The sequence below is a fragment of the Streptomyces marincola genome (assembly GCF_020410765.1).
GTDB lineage: Bacteria > Actinomycetota > Actinomycetes > Streptomycetales > Streptomycetaceae > Streptomyces > Streptomyces marincola.
The window spans coordinates 5935778-5949355 of the sequence record NZ_CP084541.1 but is presented as its reverse complement, the minus strand read 5'-3'; the positions used below and the strand labels follow the sequence as shown (position 1 = coordinate 5949355).

Genomic DNA, 13578 nt, shown 5'->3' with positions numbered 1-13578 from the left:
CGGTCACGCTCCCATCAGGGCCTGGCCGCACACCCGCAGCACCTGACCGGTGACGGCCCCGGTGCCGGGCGAGGCGAACCAGGCGACGGCCTCGGCGACGTCCACGGGACGGCCGCCCTGGCCGAGGCTGTTCAGCCGGCGCCCCGCCTGCCGGACGAGCGGCGGCACGGCCGCGGTCATGCGGGTCTCGATGAAACCGGGCGCGACCGCGTTGACGGTGATCCCGCGGTCCGCGACGGCCGGGGCGAGCGCTTCGACCAGGCCGATCAGACCGGCCTTGCTCGTCGCGTAGTTGGTCTGCCCGGCGTTGCCCGCCAGGCCGCTGATGGAGGAGGTGGCGACGATCCGGCCGCCGTCGCGCAGCACGGGCAGCAGGCCCTCGGTCAGCCGCTCGACCGCCGTGAGGTTGACGGCGAGCACCGCATCCCAGCGGTCGGCGTCCATGCGGCCGAGCGTCCGGTCGCGGGTGATGCCGGCGTTGTGCACGAGGATGTCGAGGCCGCCGCCCGCCTCGGCGCCGAGGTGGGCGGCGACGCGCGGCGCCGCGTCCTCGGCGGTGATGTCGAGGGCGAGCGGGCTGCCGCCGACGCGCGCGGCCAGCTCCTCAAGCTCCGCCGACCGCGCGGGCACATCCAGGCACACGACGCGGGCCCCGTCGCGGCCCAGCACCCGGGCCACCTCGGCGCCGATGCCCCGGGCCGCGCCGGTGACCAGCGCGGTGCGCCCGGCCAGCGGGCGGTCCCAGTCGGCCGGGACCTCGACCGGCCCGGTCGCGGCCAGCCGCAGCGACTGGCCGGAGACGTAGGCGGAACGCGCGGACAGCACGAACCTGACCGTCGATTCCAGCGCCTCCTCGGCCCCCGGCTCGACCTGGAGCAGGTGCGCGGTCGAGCCGCCGCGCAGCTCCTTGCCGACGGACCGGACGAACCCGTCGAGCGCCCGCTGCGCCGCCGCGCCGCCGGGCGTACCGGCCGCACCGGGCGGGGTGCCGAGGACGAGCACCCGGCCGCACGGCTGGAGCGAGCGGACGCGGGGCTGGAAGAACGCGCGCAGCTCGGCCAGTTGGTCCGTCGCGGTCACCCCGGTGGCGTCGAGGACGAGCGCGGCCGGGCGTTCGGCGTGCTCCTCGACCGGGGCGCCGCACGCCTCAAGAACGGTCCGCACCGCCTTCGTCGCGCGCGGCCGGCCGGCGTGGCCGAGCACGACGGGACCGCGCGCGGCGGCCTGGCCGGCCGCGTGCCGCCGGAGCGGGACCGGCGCGGGCAGGCCGAGCCGCCGGACGAGGCGGGCCCCGATCCGGCCGGTCGCGAACGCGAGGTACCTGTCGGCCATTGATTTCCCCCTTACTCGAAGGTAAGTCTACTGAGAAGTTAAGTGAGTCGGCCGGCCCGCTACAAGCCGGCACCGGAAGAGAGCGAGTGAGCCCATGGCAGCGGACGGGCGCCGGGTGGCGATCCTCGGCGGCAACCGCATCCCCTTCGCCCGCGCGGACGGGCCGTACGCCACCGCGTCGAACCAGGACATGCTGGCCGCCGCGCTGGCCGGCCTCGTCCGGCGGTTCGGCCTCGAAGGCCGGGCGATGGGCGAGTTCGTGGCCGGCGCGGTGCTCAAGCACAGCAGGGACTTCAACCTCGCCAGGGAGACCGTCCTCGGCAGCGCCCTCGACCGCCGCACCCCCGCCTACGACATCCAGCAGGCGTGCGGCACCGGCCTGACCGCCGTCCTCCTCGTCGCCAACAAGATCGCCCTCGGGCAGATCGACTGCGGCATCGCCGGCGGCGTCGACACCGCGAGCGACGCGCCCCTCGCCCTGAACGACGACCTGCGCCGCGTCCTGCTGCGCGCCCGCAGGGCGCGGTCCCTGCCGAGCCGCCTGCGGGCGCTCGCGGCGCTGCGCCCCCGGCACGCCGTGCCGGACATCCCCCGCAACGCCGAGCCGCGCACGGGCCTTTCCATGGGGGAGCACGCGGCGCGCACCGCCGCCGCGTGGGGTGTCTCGCGCGCGGACCAGGACCTGCTGGCCGCCACCAGCCACCGGCGGCTGGCAGCGGCCTGGGACCGCGGCTTCTTCGACGACCTGGTGACGCCGTTCCGCGGCCTGGACCGCGACCACAACCTCAGGCCGGACAGCAGCCCGGAGCGGCTGGCGCGCCTGCGCCCGGTGTTCGGCACCGCGGGCCACGCGCCGACCATGACCGCGGGCAACTCCACGGCGCTCACCGACGGCGCCGCCACCGTCCTGCTGGCGAGCGAGGAGTGGGCGGCCGACCACGGGTGGCCGGTCCTCGCGTACCTGACCCACTCGCGCACCGCGGCCGTCGACTTCACCGGGGGGCCCGACGGGCTGCTGACGGCCCCCGTGCACGCCGTCCCCCGGCTGCTCGCCGACGCCGGGCTCACCGCGGGCGACATCGACCTGTTCGAGATCCACGAGGCGTTCGCCTCCCAGGTCCTCGCCACCCTCGCCGCGTGGGAGGACCCCGCGTTCTGCGCCCGCCGCCTCGGCCTCGACGCGCCGCTCGGCCCCCTGGACACCGCGCGCGTCAACGCGGCCGGCTCCTCCCTCGCCACCGGCCACCCCTTCGCGGCCACCGGCGGCCGGATCGTCGCCACCCTCGCGAAGCTGCTGCACGAACGCGCCACCGCGCGCGGCGACGGCCGTCCCGTGCGCGGGCTGGTGTCCGTGTGCGCCGCAGGCGGCCTCGGCGTGACCGCCCTTCTCGAAAGCCGGCAAAGGAGCTGACCCATGGGAGCACAACGGGACCTCAGGCGCGCCCGGCGGCGCGGCGACCTGGCGCGCCGCGCCGCGCCGGAACTGACCCGCGAGGCGGGCGTGGTCCGCGAGGCGCGCGTGCCGGCGCTGGTCGCGCCGCCCGGCGCGGGCAGCACCGCCGACATACCGTTCACGAACGCCGCGCAGGCCCCCGGCGACGTCGTGATCCTGCGCAAGCGGGGCGACCGCTGGACGCCGGTCACCGCCGCCGCGTTCGCCGCGGCCGTGGAGTCGACCGCGAAGGGCCTGATCGCCGCCGGTCTCGCGCCGGGCGACCGCATCGCGCTCATGGCCCGCACCTCCTACGAGTGGGCGGTGCTCGACTTCGCCGTCTGGGCCGCCGGCGGCGTGAGCGTTCCCGTCTACGCCACGTCGTCGGCCGCGCAGATCGAGTGGATCCTGCGCGACTCGGGCGCCGCCTGGTGCGTCGTGGAGACCGCGGAGCACGCCGCCGCCGCCCGCGCGGCGATCGGGGCGCTCGGCGACGGCGCCGCGCCACCGCTGTGGGTGCTCGACGAGGGCGCGCTCGACGACCTGGCCGCCTCGGGCCGCGACGTTCCTGACGGCGAGACGGGCGCACGGCGCGCCGCGCTCGGCCAGGACAGCGTCGCCACCATCGTCTACACCTCGGGCACCACGGGCCGCCCGCGCGGCTGCGTCCTCACGCACGGCAACCTGCACGCGGAGTCGGCCAACCTGGTGGAACTGCTCAAGCCCGTCTTCGAGGAGGTCACCGGGCAGACCCCGGCGACCCTGGTGTTCCTGCCGCTGGCCCACATCCTGGGCCGCACCATCCAGATCGCCTGCCTGTCGGCCCGCATCAGGATCGGGCACTGCCCCAGCGTCAAGCCGGACGAGCTGCGGCCCGAACTCGCCTCGTTCCGGCCGACGTTCCTCGTCGGCGTCCCCTATCTCTTCGAGAAGATCCACGACACCGGGCGGGCCACGGCGGAACGCGTGGGCCGCGGCGCCTCGTTCGAACGGGCCGACCGCGTCGCCGTGGCCTGGGCGGAGGCGGCCCTGGCCGCCTACCACGGCACGGGCCCGGGGCCGCGGCCCTGGCTGCGGCTGGCCAGGGGCTTGTACGACCTGCTGGTGTACCGCCGCGTCCGCAAGGCCCTGGGCGGCCGGGTCCGCTACGCCATCAGCGGCGGCTCGCCCCTGGACCGGCGGCTCAACCTCTTCTTCTTCGGCTGCGGCATCGTGGTGTACGAGGGCTACGGGCTCACCGAGACGACCTCGGCCGCGACCATCGTGCCGCCGCTCGATCCCAGGCCCGGCACCGTGGGCCGCCCCCTGCCCGGCACGTCGGTGCGCATCGCCGACGACGGCGAGGTGCTGGTCCGCGGCGGCGTCGTGGCCCGCGCGTACTGGAAGGACCCGACCGCCACGCGGGCGGCGCGGCGCGGCGAGTGGTTCGCCACGGGCGACCTCGGCGGCCTGGACGAGGACGGCTACCTGACCATCACCGGCCGCAAGAAGGACATCATCGTCACCAGCGGCGGCAAGAACGTCTCCCCCAGCGTGCTGGAGGACCGGCTCCGCAGCCGCCCGCCGGTCGGGCAGTGCATGGTCGTCGGCGAGGGGCGCCCGTTCGTCGCCGCCCTCGTCACCCTCGAACCGGCGGCGCTCGCGCACTGGCTGACCGTCCGCAAGCGCCCCCTGGACACCCCGGTCGAGGAACTGCGCGAGGACCCCGCCCTGCGGGCCGACGTGCAGCGCGCCGTCGACTACGCCAACGAGGCCGTCTCGCGGGCCGAGGCCATCCGCGCGTTCACCATCGTGCCCGGCGAGTTCACCGAGGAGAACGGACTGCTGACGCCGTCCCTCAAGGTCAAGCGCCCGGCCGTGGCGGACGCCTACGCCGAGGAGGTGGCGCGGCTGTACGGCGACTGAGCCCGCCGCGTACTCCCGTGGATTCCTCTCATTCGAACGCCGCGGCGGCGCGGGCGAGGGTGCGGGCCAGCTCCGCCGGGTCGTAGGGGGCACGCGGGCCCGGGGTGTAGGTGACGGAGGCGAGCGTGCCGGAGTAGCGGAACGTCCCGTGCCGTTCGAACACGGGCCAGGACACGGGCGACTTGCGGTCGATGCCGACGCTGATGCCCTGGAAGGGGGCCATGCCGATCAGCTGGCGGACGGAATCCAGGCCGCCGGCGGGGGCGCCGTCGACCGTGATCGCGAACGACCACCGGATGCCGGGCAGCGCGGTGGCGGCGACCTCGATCACCGGCGAGCCCGCGGGCAGCGGCCCGGCGTCCGCGTCGAGCAGCCGGCCGTACTCGTTGTAGGCGAACCGCAGCCTGCCGTCCGCCGCGTAGAGGCTGTAGCCGCCGCCCTGGTCGCCGTGGGAGACCAGCACGCCCGCGTCGTCCGCGCGGTGCGCCGCGATCCGGACCGTGACGGTGAAGGACCGGAAGGCCACGAGGCGCGAGGAGCGGTAGCGTTCCAGCTCTGGCGTGCCGGGCAGCAGGGTCAGCGGGCGGCTCCAGCGCTCCTCGTCGGGGTTGCGCAGGGCGAGCGCGCCGCTGGCGTCGGGCAGGGGGAACACGCCGTTGCGCCAGGCCGCGGCCTCCCAGGCGGCGGACAGCTCCTTGACCACCTCGGGGTGGTCGGCGGCGACGTCGGTGGTCTCGGTGGGGTCGGCGCGGACGTCGAACAGCGCCCATTCCTCGTCGTCGTAGTCCGCGCCCGGCCGGTGCAGCGTCACCAGCTTCCAGCCGTCGCGGTAGTAGCTGCGGTTGCCGCTCATCTCGCAGTGCTGCTCGACGTGCGGCGACTCGGCGTCCGGGTCGGCGAGCACGGGCACGAGGCTGACGCCGTCGAGGTCCTGCACGGGGGCGCCGTGCCGCTCGGCCGGCCTGGGTATGCCGGCGAGTTCGAGCAGCGTGGGGGTGATGTCGGTGACGTAGCCGTACTGGGCGCGGGTGCCGGCGCCGAGGCCGGCCGGCCAGGACAGGAGGAGCGGCACGCGCACGCCGCCCGCGTGGGTGTGGCCCTTGTAGAGCCGGAAGGGGGTGTTGGAGGCCATGCCCCAGCCGCGCGGGTAGTGCACCAGGCCGCGGGGGCCGCCGATGAGGTCGGGGTCGCGGTCCACGTCGGGGTCCCAGTCGTCGGGCAGGCCCGGGTGGCGGACGAAGCGGCTGAAGTAGCTGCGGGTGCCCTCCTGGCCGCCCTCGCCGGTGCCGCCGTTGTCCGAGGTGAACAGGACGATGGTGTTGTCGAGGTCGCCCAGCGCGTCGAGGGTGCCGAGCAGGCGGCCGAGGTTCTGGTCGATGTTGTCGACCATGGCCGCGTACACCTCCATGTAGCGGGCGTAGCGCCGCCGTTCCGCCTCGGTCAGCTCCGCCCAGGGGCGCACCTCGTGGCCGGCCTCGTGGTTGCGCGGCGGCAGCCGGGTGCCCTCGGGGAAGATCCCCTCGGCGACCTGGCGCGCGAAGCGGTCCTCGCGCAGCCGGTCCCAGCCCGCGTCGTAGCGGCCCCGGTGGCGGGCGATGTCCTCGGGCTTCGCCTGGAGGGGCCCGTGCACGGCGTTGTGCGCCAGGTACAGCAGGAACGGTTTGTCGGCGTCGTGGGCGCGCAGCGACGTCACCATGGCGATGGCCTGGTCGGTGATGTCGTCGGTGTAGTAGTAGCCGGCCGGGTAGGAGTCGATGTCCAGCGGGCTGTTGTCGCGCACCAGTTGGTGCGGGTGGAAGAGGCTGGTGAGCCCTTCGAGCACGCCGTAGTAGCGGTCGAAGCCCTTCTGGAGCGGCCAGGAGCGGCGGTCGTCGGCGGCGCCCGAGGCGGAGTCGCGGGTGAGGTGCCACTTGCCGACGGCGTAGGTGGCGTATCCGGCGTCGTGCAGGGTCTGGGCCAGCGTCGGGATGTCGTCGGCGATCTCCATGGCGTAGCCGGGGAAACCGGGGTCGGCGTTGGCGACGAACGAGTACCCGACGCGGTGCGGGTTCAGGCCGGTGAGCAGCGCGGCGCGGGCGGGCGAGCACAGCGGCATCGTGTGGTAGTTGGTGAGCCTGAGGCCGCGCTCGGCGAGCCGGTCGAGGGTGGGCGTGGGGATCTCGGAGCCGAACGGGCCGATGTCGCTGTAGCCCATGTCGTCGACGAGGACGACGACGATGTTGGGCGCGGCGTGCGCGGGCCTGCGCGGCTCCGGCCAGGCCGCCTCGGACTCGGCGAAGGTGCGGCCGACGAAACCCGCGAAGTCGTCGTAGGGGGTGCGGCGTTCGATGCTGTGCGGCGTCATCGTCGTCCTGTCCTCTCGGCGGCGGGAACGCCGCGCGTGGCGGCGGATGCGGGGAAGAGGCGGGCGAGTTCGTGCGCGAGGTCCCGCAGCCGCGCGCGGTCGGGTTCGCCCGTGACGGCGGCCAGTTGCAGCAGGGAGCCGCCGCCGCGCACGGTGAGCAGTTCGGAGTCGAGCAGTCCTGGCAGGTGGCGGCGCACGGCGTCGGCGGCTGCCGGGTGCGCGAGGAGTTCGGGCAGCGGGGTGCGCAGGTTCACGGCGCCCTCGGGGAAGTCGTCGACGCGGGCGGCCCGTTCGCGCGCCGCGGCGGCCGTCTGGCGCTGGGCCGCGATCAGCAGGTGCTTCTCCGCCACCTCGTCCGGGTGCCGGGGGACGCCGAGCCGTTCGTACTGGCTGTCGGGCGCGTCGTTCTCCCGCAGCGCCTCGACCAGGAGCCGGATCATGCGCAGTTCCGTGGCGTCGTCGGTCAGGGGGTGCTCCTGCTCCGGGTCGGTGGCCAGGTCGAACAGGAGCGTTCCGAACCGGGCCGGGCCGAGGAACGGCGCGGTGCGGGCCGGTACGCGCAGGGTCTTGACGCCCTTGGTGAAGGAGAACGGCGGGGCGAGTTCGGCCTCGGCCAACTCCTCGGGAGTGAAGCGCCCCCGGATGCGGGTGGGCATGAGGGTGTGCTCGTACAGCGGCTGGTTGCCGTCGTCGGCGCACGCGCGCATGTAGACCCAGCGCCCGTCGGTGACGTTGACGTGGCCGCCGAAGATGCCGAAGATCGCCGCCTCGCGGGGCCGTGCCTGGGCCGCCGGGCGCCCGGGGTCCTCGGCTTCGTCCGGGGCGGCCACCGCCTCGGCGAGCGGGCGGCCCCGCATGTCGGGGGTGCGGGGGGCGCCGAAGTGGTCGAGCAGGGTGGGCGCGATGTCGATCGTCTGCACCAGGCCCTCGTGGCGGCTGCCCGCGAGCCAGGGCCGGCGCGGGTCGTGCACGAACAGCGGGGTGTGCACGAGTTCGTTGAACCAGGGCTGGACGACCTTGGCCCACCAGCCCTTCTCGCCGAGCAGGAAGCCGTGGTCGGTGCACACGATCAGCAGCGTGTCGTCCCACAGCCCGTAGGCGTCGAGCGCGTCGAGCACGCGCCCGAGCGAGTGGTCGCACATCGACAGCAGCGCGGCGTACTCGTAGCGGACGTGGGCGACCTGGTCCTCGCTCTCGGTGACGCGGGTGTAGTCGGGCCAGTCGAAGTGCGGGCCCTGGTAGTCGTGCGGGTAGAGGTCCTTCCAGCGCTGGTGCGTGAAGAACGGCTCGTGCGGGTCGAACGTCTCGATCTGCACGAACCAGTTGTCCTCGGCGCGGTTGTCGCGCAGGAACTCCAGGCCGGCGTCAAACGTCAGCGTCTGCGGCTGCTTCTCCTCGGTGTCCAGGTAGGAGCGGTTGACCCAGTCCTGCCGCCACACCTCGCCGCGCGTGGCGCGCAGGTCGGCGGGCGGTCGCGGGTCGGCGACCCGGCCCTTCCACGGGTCGCCCTCCTGCCCGCGGAAGAACTCCCAGCTGTCGTAGCGGGTGTGGTACGTCGCGCCGCCGTCCTCCCAGTAGTGCTGGTGGTCGCTCACGAGGTGCGTGTACACGCCGTGCCGGCTGAGGAGTTCCGGCATGGAGTCGTCGAACGGCTCAAGCGGCCCCCAGCCCCGGTGCAGGAAGTTGTGCCGGCCGGTGTGGAGTTCCCTGCGGGCCGGCATACAGGGCATCGACCCGGCGTAGCAGTTGTCGAACGTCACCGTGCGCGCGGCCAGGCGCGTGAAGTTCGGGGCGTGCGTCCAGTCGGCGCCGTAGGGCGGCAGCAGGTGCCGGTTGAGACTGTCGAACATGACCATGACGGCCTTCACGGGCGGGGTCCTTTCTCGGGGCGGTTCGGTCCTGGGTCGGCCGGCGGCCCTGCGGGCACGTCCCTGACGCAGCGGAAGCCGCCGTGTCCTGTCGAGGAGTCGGGGGTGTTGGAGGAGCGCGCGGCGACGCGGTAGCGGTTGCAGTAGGAGGCGTGGCACAGGTAGGAGCCGCCGCGGATGGCCCGTTGGCCCGGCGCGAACCAGTCGGCGCACCATTCCCAGACGTTGCCTGAGGTGTTGTACAGGCCGAACCCGTTCGGCTCGTAGGCGTCGGCCGGTACGGTGCCGGGGCGCCCCGTTCCGCGCCAGCGGTGGGGGAAGTCGCCCCGCCAGATGTTGCACATCTCCCGCCCGCCGGGGCGCAGTTCGTCGCCCCAGGGGTAGCGCCGCCCCTCGGCGCCGCCGCGCGCGGCGTACTCCCACTCGGCCTCGGTGGGCAGCCGGGCGCCGGCCCACGCGCAGTAGGCCAGGGCGTCGGCGTGGGAGATGTGCACGACGGGGTGCCCTGCCCGGTCGTCGATGCCGGAGCCCGGGCCCTCGGGGGCGCGCCAGTGGGCGCCCGCGACGCCGAGCCACCAGGGGGCCTGCGGCACCCGGCCGAGCACGTGCGGCCGGGCGGCGGGCGCGAGCAGCAGGTGGAACACGTAGGAGTCGCCGTGGCGTTCGGCGTCCGTGACGTACCCGGTGGCGTCGGTGAAGGCGGCGAACGCCTCGTTCGTGACGGCCGTGGCGTCGATCGCGAACGGCGCCACCTCGACCTCGCGCACGGGGCCTTCCGCGTCGGCGTGGTAGCCCTCGGCGAAGTGGTCGCCCATGCGGAACGTGCCGCCGGGCAGCGTCACCCGCGCGGGACCGGGCCGCTCGGCACCGGACGGCCCGAGGTCGGTCGCGGGCCGGGGGGCGGCGAGGGGCCGGGCGCCGCTCCTGGCCGGGCCGCAGCAGGCGCTCACGGGGCGACCGCCTCGGCCGTGGCGGGGGCGAGCACGGGCGCGGCGGCCAGCAGGGCCCGCGTGTAGGGCTCGCGCGGCCGGTCGCAGATGTCGTCCGCGGTCCCGGTCTCGACGATCCGGCCGCGGTGCATGACCGCGATGCGGTGGCTGACCTGGCGGACGACGGCGAGGTCGTGGGCGATGAACAGCATGGCGAGGCCGAGGCGTCGCTGGAGGTCGGTGAGCAGGTTGACGACCTGGGCCTGCACCGAGACGTCGAGGGCGGAGACCGGCTCGTCGCAGATCAGCACGGACGGCTCCGGGGCCAGCGCGCGGGCGATGCCGATGCGCTGGCGCTGCCCGCCGGAGAAGTCGCGGGGGTGGCGGTCGGCGGCCGAGGGGTCGAGGCCCACCTGGGCCAGGAGGGCGGCGACGCGCGCCTCCCGGTCGCCGAGTCCGTGCGCGACCAGCGGCTCCGCGATGATCCGGCCCACGGTCATGCGGGGGTTGAGCGAGGCGTAGGGGTCCTGGAAGACCATCTGCACCTCGCGGCGGAACGCCTTGAGCGCGGCGCCCGAGGCGGTGGTGACGTCCCGGCCGCGGAACGTGACGCTGCCCGAGGTCGCCGGGTGCACCCGGACGATGGTGCGGGCCAGCGTGGACTTGCCCGAGCCCGACTCGCCCACGATGCCGAGGGTCTCCCCCGGCGCGAGCGCCAGGTCGACGCCGTCGAGGGCGAGCAGCCCGCGCCGCCCCGGGCCGCGCCCGCGCCGCGGGAACGTCTTGCGCAGCCCGGTCACCCGCAGCAGCGCGGTGTCTCCCGCCTCTTCCCCCGCCGCGGGCGGCGCGCCGGGCGCGGACCCCGGCGCGGCCGGCGCGCCCCCGGGTCCGGCGGGCCGGGCGGCGGGCGTCTGCGCGCCCGCGCGGACGAGGTCGAGGTCGAGCACGGGCCGCCGGGCGGCCCCCGCGGTGACCCAGCAGGCGGTGGCGACGCCGGTGTCCTCGTCGAGGGTCAGGGGCGGCGCCGCGTCGAGGCACCGGGGTTCGGCCAGCGGGCAGCGCGCCGCGAACGAGCACCCCGCGGGCGGGCGGGAGAGGTCGGGCGGGCTGCCCGGGATGCTGTGCAGGCGGCTGCCCGCGGGGGCGTCGAGCCGGGGCACGGCGGCGAGCAGCCCGGCCGTGTAGGGGTGCCGCGGGGCGGCGAGCACCCGTTCCGTCGGCCCCGATTCCACGACCTGGCCGCCGTACATGACGAGCAGGCGGCGGCAGGCGCGGGCCACGACGCCCATGTTGTGGGTGATGAGCACCAGGGCGGTGCCCGTTTCGCGGCCGACCCGGTCCAGGAGGGTGAGGATCTGGTCCTGGACGGTGGCGTCGAGTGCGGTGGTCGGCTCGTCGGCGAGCAGCACGCCGGGTTCGTTGGCCAGGGCCAGGGCGATCATGACGCGCTGGCGCATGCCGCCGGAGAACTGGTGCGGGTGGTCGCCGATGCGGCGGGCGGGTTCCGGTATGCCGACGAGGTCGAGGAGTTCGAGGGCGCGCCCGGCCCGGTCGGTGCGGCCGTGGGCGCGCATCGCCTCGTCGAGGTGCCGGCCGATGGTCAGCACGGGGTTCAGGGCCGTCATGGGGTCCTGGAAGATCATGGCCAGGCGCGCGCCGCGGATGCGCCGCAGCGCGTCCTCGTCGGCGGTGACCAGGTCCTGCCCGTCCAGGCGTATCGACCCGCCGGTGATGCGGCCGGCCGGGGGCAGCATCCGCATGAGGGCGAGCGCGGTGGTGGACTTGCCCGAGCCGGACTCGCCGACGACGCCGAGCGTTTCGCCCGGCGCGAGCGTGAGGTCGACGCCGCGCACGGCGCGCACACGCCGGGTTCCGTCGGTGAAGTCGACCCGCAGGTCGCGGACATCGAGCACGGGGGGCGCGTTCAACGGCGTACTCCCTTGTTCAGGGCTTCGGCGATGAGCGTGAAGCCGAGGACGAGGCCGGTGACCGTGAGCAACGGCGCGGCGGCGTAGTACGGGTGGTCGGCGAGGTAGGGCATCGACTGGCTGAGGATGCTGCCGAGGGTCGGTTCCGGGGGCCGCACGCCGACGCCGAGGAAGCTCATGGCGCCTTCGATGAAGACGGCCACGGGCAGCGAGACGGCCAGTTGCACGACGAGCGGGTCGACGGCGTTGGGCAGCACGTGCCGCACCAGCACGCGGGTCCGGCTCGCCCCGCCGACGCGGGCGGCGACGGCGTACTCGCGGGCCTGCTGGGCGAGGATGCCGGTGCGCAGCACGCGGCCGAACCCGGGGGCCTCGGCGAGCGCGATGACGAGGACCACGGGCAGCGCGCCCGGCCCCATGACGGCGGTGATGGCGAGGGCGAGCACGAGGCCGGGGAACGCCAGGACCAGGTCGAACGCGCGCTGGACGGCGGCGTCGGCCGCCCGGGAGGCGGTGGCGAGGAGCGCGAGCAGGCTGCCGGCGAGTGCGGCGGCCGGCACGGCGACGAGGATGATGGCCAGGTCCGTGCGGATGCCGTACAGGACGCGGCTGAACAGGTCGCGGCCGACCTCGTCGGTGCCGAACGGGTGCCCGCCGCCCGGCCCGTGCAGCGCCAGGTCGCTCTGCGCGGTGGGCGCGAGGTCGGTGAGCAGCGGGGCGAGCAGGCCGGCGAGCGCGATGGCGCCGACCAGGGCGAGGCCGACGAGGCCGCGCGGGGACAGCAGCCCGTCGAGGTAGGCGCTGCGGGCCCGCAGGCGCCGCACGGCTCCGGGGCGCGCGGCAGCCTGCTCCCCCGGGTGCGCGGCGGGGTGTCGGGTGGTCTGGGACATGGGGTCACCCGATCCTGACGCGGGGGTCGAGCCAGGCGTGCACGAGGTCGGTGAGGACCTGCGTGAGCACGAACAGCGCGACCAGGAGCAGCAGCAGGGCCTGCACGACGGGGTAGTCGCGCAGCAGCACGCCCTGCTGGGCCAGCTGGCCGAGTCCCGGCCAGGCGAAGACGGCCTCGACGAGGATCGCGCCGCCGAGCAGGTGCCCGGTCTGCATGCCGAGCACGGTCACGGCGGGCGGCAGGGCGTTGGGCAGCGCGTGCCGCCACACGATGCGGCGGCGCGAGACGCCGAGCGCGGTCGCGGTGCGCACGTAGTCCTCCGCGAGGGCCCGTTCGAGGCCGTCCTTGAGGTAGCGGCCGAGCACGGCGGCGCTCGGCAGGGCGAGGCACAGCGAGGGCAGCAGCAGGTACTGGACGCCGAGGTCGGGGGCTTCGAGCACGGAGAGGTGCCCGCCCGAGGGCAGCCAGCGGAGGGCGACGGCGAAGACCAGCACGAGGAGGACGCCGGTGACGAACGGCGGCACGGACAGCGCGCCCGTGGTCAGGACGCGGACGGCGGCGCGGACGGGGCGGCGGCGCGCGGTCGCGCCGAGGATGCCCAGGGTGAGCCCGAGCGCGACGACGAGCAGCAGGGCGCCGAGGGCGAGTTCGACGGTGGCGCCGAACCCGTTGCCGATGAGTTCGGCGACGTCGCCGCCGATGGTGTAGGAGGGTCCGAGGTCTCCGCGCAGGACGTCGCCGAGCCAGTTCAGGTACTGGCTGAACACCGGTTCCGAGAGGCCGAGTTCGGCGCGGATGGCCTCGACGGTCCCGGGGGGTGCGTCGGGCCCGGCCAGGGTGGTGGCGGGGTCGCCGGGGATGAGCCTGAGGATGAGGAAGACGGCGAAGGACGCGAGGAGGAGGACGAGCAGGGCGGACGGGGCGCGGCGCAGCAGGTGAGCGGTCATG

The 13578-nt window shown here is 75.3% G+C and carries 9 protein-coding genes; 2 read left to right on the top strand and 7 right to left on the bottom strand.

Going from position 1 to position 13578, the window contains the following annotated elements; all coding sequences use genetic code 11:
- Nucleotides 1–3: 3 nt before the first annotated feature.
- On the bottom strand, nucleotides 4–1332 hold the full coding sequence (locus tag LC193_RS26260) for a 3-oxoacyl-ACP reductase (RefSeq protein ID WP_226077852.1): 1329 nt from the start codon (nucleotides 1330–1332) through the stop codon (nucleotides 4–6).
- 94 nt (nucleotides 1333–1426) lie between these two features.
- Between LC193_RS26260 and LC193_RS26255 the strand changes: the two genes are divergently transcribed.
- On the top strand, nucleotides 1427–2743 hold the full coding sequence (locus LC193_RS26255; protein ID WP_226077851.1) for an acetyl-CoA C-acetyltransferase: 1317 nt from the start codon (nucleotides 1427–1429) through the stop codon (nucleotides 2741–2743).
- Between the two features lie 3 nt (nucleotides 2744–2746).
- Nucleotides 2747–4669 (top strand): AMP-dependent synthetase/ligase, encoded by a 1923-nt coding sequence (locus LC193_RS26250; protein ID WP_226077850.1) that lies wholly within the window; start codon nucleotides 2747–2749, stop codon nucleotides 4667–4669.
- Between the two features lie 28 nt (nucleotides 4670–4697).
- On the opposite strand, the gene LC193_RS26245 is transcribed toward LC193_RS26250, so the two are convergent.
- From LC193_RS26245 to LC193_RS26220, 6 genes are read right to left on the bottom strand one after another with little or no spacing between them, the layout of a single operon-like run.
- The gene (locus tag LC193_RS26245) at nucleotides 4698–7013 is read right to left on the bottom strand and encodes an arylsulfatase (RefSeq protein WP_226077849.1); all 2316 of its coding nucleotides are present in this window, start codon (nucleotides 7011–7013) and stop codon (nucleotides 4698–4700) included.
- Nucleotides 7010–8881 (bottom strand): sulfatase, encoded by a 1872-nt coding sequence (locus LC193_RS26240; protein ID WP_226077848.1) that lies wholly within the window; start codon nucleotides 8879–8881, stop codon nucleotides 7010–7012. Before LC193_RS26240 ends, LC193_RS26245 begins: the two co-directional genes overlap by 4 nt.
- Nucleotides 8878–9831: a formylglycine-generating enzyme family protein gene (locus LC193_RS26235; protein WP_226077847.1), complete on the bottom strand. Its 954-nt coding sequence runs from the start codon at nucleotides 9829–9831 to the stop codon at nucleotides 8878–8880. The genes LC193_RS26240 and LC193_RS26235 overlap by 4 nt, the downstream gene beginning before the upstream one ends.
- Complete coding sequence (locus tag LC193_RS26230; protein ID WP_226077846.1) at nucleotides 9828–11738, bottom strand: ABC transporter ATP-binding protein; 1911 nt, start codon at nucleotides 11736–11738, stop codon at nucleotides 9828–9830. The genes LC193_RS26235 and LC193_RS26230 overlap by 4 nt, the downstream gene beginning before the upstream one ends.
- Nucleotides 11735–12628: an ABC transporter permease gene (locus LC193_RS26225; RefSeq protein ID WP_226077845.1), complete on the bottom strand. Its 894-nt coding sequence runs from the start codon at nucleotides 12626–12628 to the stop codon at nucleotides 11735–11737. Before LC193_RS26225 ends, LC193_RS26230 begins: the two co-directional genes overlap by 4 nt.
- Before the next feature lie 4 nt (nucleotides 12629–12632).
- On the bottom strand, nucleotides 12633–13577 hold the full coding sequence (locus LC193_RS26220; protein WP_226077844.1) for an ABC transporter permease: 945 nt from the start codon (nucleotides 13575–13577) through the stop codon (nucleotides 12633–12635).
- Between the last annotated feature and the right edge of the window lies 1 nt (nucleotide 13578).